General features: G+C 31.2%; 6 protein-coding genes. All 6 read left to right on the plus strand.

Going from position 1 to position 5479, the window contains the following annotated elements; all coding sequences use genetic code 11:
- Positions 1-119: 119 nt before the first annotated feature.
- Entirely contained in the window at positions 120-1346 is a 1227-nt protein-coding gene (gene tyrS, locus Q0O83_RS11680; protein ID WP_294097291.1) for a tyrosine--tRNA ligase, read from the plus strand.
- Positions 1346-1819: a GNAT family N-acetyltransferase gene (locus tag Q0O83_RS11685; RefSeq protein ID WP_294097293.1), complete on the plus strand. Its 474-nt coding sequence runs from the start codon at positions 1346-1348 to the stop codon at positions 1817-1819. The genes tyrS and Q0O83_RS11685 overlap by 1 nt, the downstream gene beginning before the upstream one ends.
- Positions 1820-1830: 11 nt before the next feature.
- On the plus strand, positions 1831-2466 hold the full coding sequence (gene nth / locus Q0O83_RS11690) for an endonuclease III (RefSeq protein WP_294097295.1): 636 nt from the start codon (positions 1831-1833) through the stop codon (positions 2464-2466).
- A 98-nt stretch (positions 2467-2564) separates the two neighbouring features.
- The gene (locus tag Q0O83_RS11695) at positions 2565-3731 is read left to right on the plus strand and encodes a cysteine desulfurase family protein (protein WP_294097297.1); all 1167 of its coding nucleotides are present in this window, start codon (positions 2565-2567) and stop codon (positions 3729-3731) included.
- A 26-nt stretch (positions 3732-3757) separates the two neighbouring features.
- Complete coding sequence (gene nifU / locus Q0O83_RS11700) at positions 3758-4132, plus strand: Fe-S cluster assembly scaffold protein NifU (RefSeq protein ID WP_294097299.1); 375 nt, start codon at positions 3758-3760, stop codon at positions 4130-4132.
- Positions 4133-4201: 69 nt separating this feature from the next.
- The gene (locus tag Q0O83_RS11705) at positions 4202-5335 is read left to right on the plus strand and encodes a serine hydrolase (protein ID WP_294097300.1); all 1134 of its coding nucleotides are present in this window, start codon (positions 4202-4204) and stop codon (positions 5333-5335) included.
- The last annotated feature ends 144 nt before the right edge of the window (positions 5336-5479 follow it).

The raw sequence follows: 5479 nt of genomic DNA on the forward strand, positions 1-5479 counted from the left end.
ATGAAGGGAAAAGAAAAGCAGCTCACGTCATTTTTGTGAGCTGCTATTTTTTATTAGTCCTTTAAAAATGAAAATCTTTATGTTACAATAGAGTAAAAATTAGGTTATGGAGGATAATTATGTCAAATGTTTTTGAAGTTTTAAAAGATCGTGGATACGTAAAACAAATGACTCACGAAGAGGAAATGAAGGGGTTACTTGAAAAGGAAAAAGTAACTTTTTATATAGGGTTTGATCCAACAGCGGATAGCTTACATGTGGGTCATTTTATAGCAATGATGTTTATGTCTCATATGCAACAGCATGGACATAGACCAATAGCATTAATTGGTGGAGGAACAGCTCAGATAGGAGATCCAAGCGGAAGAACTGATATGAGACAAATGATGACTGATGAGATAATAGCTCATAATGTTGCATCAATAAAAAAACAAATGGAAAAGTTTATAGATTTTTCTGATGATAAAGCTTTGCTAGTAAATAACGCAGATTGGTTAAGAGGGTTAAATTATATTGATTTTATAAGAGATATAGGATCGCAATTTTCAGTTAATAGAATGTTAGCTGCAGAATGTTTTAAATCAAGAATGGAAGAGGGTGGATTATCTTTCTTAGAGTTTAACTACATGTTAATGCAAGGATATGATTTCTTAGTTTTAAATAGAAAATATGGATGTACTATGCAGTTGGGTGGAGATGACCAATGGTCTAATATGATTGCAGGAGTAGATTTAATAAGAAAAAAAGATAGAAAACAAGGTTATGCAATGACTTGTACTTTATTGACAAACAGTGAAGGTAAGAAAATGGGTAAAACAGCTAAAGGAGCATTATGGCTAGATCCAGAAAAAACATCACCTTACGAGTTTTATCAATACTGGAGAAATTTACCAGATGCTGATGTAGCTCAACCGTTAGCCTTATTAACATTCTTACCTATGAATGAAGTTAGAAGATTAGCAGCTTTAGAAGGTGCTGAAATAAATGAAGCTAAGAAAGTTTTAGCTTATGAAGTGACAAAAATTGTTCATGGAGAGGAAGAAGCTGAAAAAGCTAAACAAGCATCTGAAGCTTTATTTGGACAAGGTGGAGTAGATTTATCAAATGTTCCAACATCTGAAGTAACAGAAGCTGTTATCGGAATGGGTGTTGTTGATTTAATGGTAGAGTTAGGATTGTTAAAAACAAAGAGTGAAGGAAGAAGACTTGTTCAACAAAATGGATTATCTATAAATGATGAAAAAGTAACAGATTTTGCTATGGAGATGACGGCTGATTTATTCTTAGATGGAGCTATGATGATAAAGCAAGGAAAGAAAAAATATAACAGGGTTGTAATAAAGTAGTGATAGTCATAAGAGAAACTACGGCAGATGACATAGAGAATATATATAACCATCTTAATTTAAACTATGTAAAAAAATATTGTAAAAACAATGAAGAAGAGCAGAAAAGAAATCATGAAAGATGGTATAGATTTTTATTAAACTCTTCTAATTATGCAATGTTTACTGTCGAAGATTTAATAGGTACCTTCTTAGGGAATGTAAAGTTTCAATTAGATGAGGAATTAGAAGGTGCGGAAATTTCGCTATATTTAGCTGAATGTATAAGAGGAAGAGGTTATTCGACAACAATTGTAAATGCAAGTATAGAGGAGTTGAAATTTAAATATCCAAAATTAAACTACATCGTTGCATACATTTTAGAAGAAAATGATAAATCTATTTTATGTTTTGAAAAAGCTGGTTTTTTATTTAAAGGTCAGATAGATCACGGTGGAATTGATTACTTTTTATACATGAAAGAGCTAGATTAACGGAGGTCACTTTGAGAAAAAAAGAAAGAGCATTAAAAGTTATAGATATATTAAAAGAGAAGTTTGGAAATCCAGAATGTGCACTGAATTATGAAACTCCTTTTGAACTATTAATTGCTGTGATATTATCTGCTCAATGTACAGATGTGAGAGTTAATATTGTAACAGAAGAGATGTATAAAGTTGTTAATACTCCTGAGCAATTTGCAGAAATGCCGATAGAAGATATAGAGAAGTTGATAAAAAGTACAGGCTTTTATAGAAATAAAGCAAAAAATATAAAATTATGCAGCCAGCAATTGTTAGAAAGATATAACGGTGAAATTCCACAGAAAATGGAGGAGTTAACTGAACTTGCTGGTGTTGGAAGAAAAACGGCTAATGTTGTAAGGGGAGAAATCTGGAGATTAGCTGATGGGATTACTGTTGATACACATGTAAGAAGATTGACTAATTTAATAGGGTTAGTTAAAGAAGAAGATGTAATTAAGATAGAGAAAGAATTAATGAAAATTATACCGAAAGAGTATTGGATAGATTTTTCGCATTATTTAATACTTCAAGGTAGGGATAAGTGTATTGCTAGAAGACCAAAATGTTTGGAATGCGAAATAAAGTTGTATTGTAAGCATGGTGAAAAACTATAAAAAAGTAGAGAAAAAAGTTTTTAATTGTTGACATAATTAATAAAGAATGTTATTATCTTATTGTAAAACAAGAGTGAGAATTGAAGGAGACGAAAACTATGAGAGTTTATCTGGATAACAACGCTACTACAAAGATGGATCCAAAAGTATTAGAAGCAATGATGCCTTTTTTAACAGAAGAGTATGGAAATGCTTTTAGTATGCATACTTTTGGAAGAGAGACAGGAATGGCTGTATCAGAATCAAGAGGGAAGATTGCAACTTTATTAAAAGTCAAAACAGAAGAAATTATATTCACTGCTTCTGGAACAGAATCTGATAATATAGCAGTTAGAGGAGTAGCTAAAGCATATAAAAATAGAGGAAATCATATAATAACAAGTTCGATAGAACACCCAGCTATAAAAAATACATTTAAAGACCTAGAGCAAGATGGATATAAAGTTACATTTGTACCTGTTGATGAAAATGGAGTAGTAAATGTTAAAGCTTTAGAAGAGGCTATAACTCCTGAAACTATTTTAATTTCAATAATGCATGCAAACAATGAAGTAGGAACAATAGAACCTATAAAAGAAATTGCAGAGATTGCAAAGAAAAATAGAATTTTATTACATGTTGATGCAGTTCAAACAGTTGGAAAAATAGAGGTTTATCCGAAAGAGTTAGGAGCAGATTTGTTAACATTTTCAGCTCATAAATTCCACGGACCTAAAGGTATAGCAGGACTTTATGTAAGGCAAGGTGTAAGAGTAGCTAGAACTATCACTGGAGGAGGTCAAGAAAAGAAACTTAGACCAGGGACAACAAATACTCCAGCAGTTGTAGGAATGGCAAAAGCATTGGAAATAGCTTGCGAAAATATGAGTGAAGAGATAAAAAGAGAAGAAGAGTTAAGAGATTACTTTGAAGCTGAAGTGCTAAAAAGAGTTCCAGAAGTTGTAGTTAATGCAAAATCTGTAGAGAGACTTCCAGGGACATCGAGTATAACTTTTAAATATTTAGAGGGAGAATCGATTCTTCTATCATTAAGTTACTTAGGTGTGGCAGTAAGTTCTGGATCGGCTTGCTCATCGGATGAGTTACAAGCTTCTCATGTACTTCTAGGAATGGGAATTGAACCTGAATTTGCACATGGAACAATAAGATTTAGCTTAGGAAAGTATAATACAAAAGAAGAGATGGATTATACAGTAGAGCAAGTTGTAAAAGTAATTGAAAAATTAAGAATGTTATCCCCTTTATGGAATGAATATAAGAAGTAAAAAAATTAAAAACTAAGGAGAAAACTATGCAATATACAGAAAAAGTAATGGATCATTTTATGAATCCTAGAAATGTAGGAACTATGGAAAACCCTGATGGATATGGAAAAGTAGGAAATCCTTCTTGCGGAGATATCATGGAAATATTCTTGAAGATAGAAAATGATGTAATAACAGATGTTAAATTTAGAACTTTTGGATGTGCGTCAGCAATAGCAACATCGTCAGTTTCAACTGAAATGGTTTTAGGAAAAAATATTCATGAAGCTTTAGACATCACAAACAAAGTTGTAGCAGAAGCTTTAGGTGGTTTACCAGCAACGAAAATGCATTGTTCAGTTTTAGCTGAAGAAGCATTAAAAGAAGCTATTGAAGATTACTTGGCTAAAAAACAAAAATAATGTATAATATTTAGGAGTTGAACCCGTAAGGAAGAGACTCCTAAATTTTTTATTTGGAGGAAGAAGCTTATGAAGAAATTGGTTGTAGTTTTCATGTTGGTAGCCTCAACATTATCTTTTTCAAAAAATACGAAAACTAAAGTTGTAAAAGATAATACCCCGGATTATAGAGCTTATATTTTAGGAGATGATAAAGGAAATATATTTTATCAAGAAAATGCAACTCAAAAATATCCTTTAGCTTCTGTAACTAAGGTTATGACAATAATCGTGGCGTTAGATGAAATAAGAAAAGGTAATATTAGTATGTATGATGAAGTAACTATAGATTGGGAAATTTTAAGTGCTGGTGGAAGTGCAATTCCTATGGCGAGCGGAGAAAAAATAATTGTTTTAGATTTATTGAAATCGGCAGCTATTAAATCAGCTAATAACGCTGCATATGCTTTAGCTAAACATGCTGGAAAAGGAAGTATTCCAAAATTTATAGAGATGATGAATGAAAAAGCTAGAAACTTGGGATTAGAAAATGAATTGGAATTTTATACTCCTGCAGGGTTACCAGATCATATGACTAAGAAAAAATTAGATATGGGAACGGCTAATGGAATTTATAAACTTTCTATAGAAGCTTTGAAGTATCCAGAATATATAGCTATTGCAAGACAAAAAACTGCTGAAATAAAAAATGGAACATATAAACTGAAAAGTACAATTCATCTTTTAGGAAAAGAAGGAATCTATGGATTAAAAACAGGATATCATACAAAGTCTAGATTTAATATAACTGTATTGAGTGATAAAGAAAAAGCGAATATAGTAACTGTAGTAATGGGTGGTAAATCACCTAAAATAAGAGATGAAAAAATTATAAATTTAAATGAAAGTTTCTATGAACAATATAAAAATAAAGAGATTATAAAAAAGGATATTCCGGTTGTAATACTTCCATTAGTTGGAGGATATGCTTCTGAAGTGAAAGTTTACGGAACTAAAACTTTTTCTAAAATTGTGAAGAAAGATGCAGATGTTTCAATAATCACAGAGAGAGAGAAAAAACTAATAGCACCAATAAAAGCAGGAACTTCAGTAGGTAGTTATAAAGTATTAGTAAATGGTGAAGTGGTGTTTAAAGATAAATTAATTGTAAGAAAAGATATAGAGAAAAAAAGGATTATAGATAAGATAATAGATTTATTTTAAAAAAATAAAAAAGTTTGTTGACAAATAGTGTTGTCTGTGGTATGATTATCTATGTCAGCGGGAAATACCGCAGACAACAATTGAATGAGAAGGACATTAGCAACCGAATAGAGAAAATAGTCAGAAGTTATGAAAATAACAGAA

Source organism: uncultured Cetobacterium sp. (assembly GCF_945952365.1).
In the GTDB taxonomy this organism is placed as follows: Bacteria; Fusobacteriota; Fusobacteriia; order Fusobacteriales; family Fusobacteriaceae; genus Cetobacterium_A.

Coding starts and splice junctions, on each gene's coding strand:
- tyrS (WP_294097291.1), top strand. CDS start 120: ATGTCAAATGTTTTTGAAGTTTTAAAAGATCGTGGATACGTAAAACAA.
- Q0O83_RS11695 (WP_294097297.1), top strand. CDS start 2,565: ATGAGAGTTTATCTGGATAACAACGCTACTACAAAGATGGATCCAAAA.
- nifU (WP_294097299.1), top strand. CDS start 3,758: ATGCAATATACAGAAAAAGTAATGGATCATTTTATGAATCCTAGAAAT.
- Q0O83_RS11705 (WP_294097300.1), top strand. CDS start 4,202: ATGAAGAAATTGGTTGTAGTTTTCATGTTGGTAGCCTCAACATTATCT.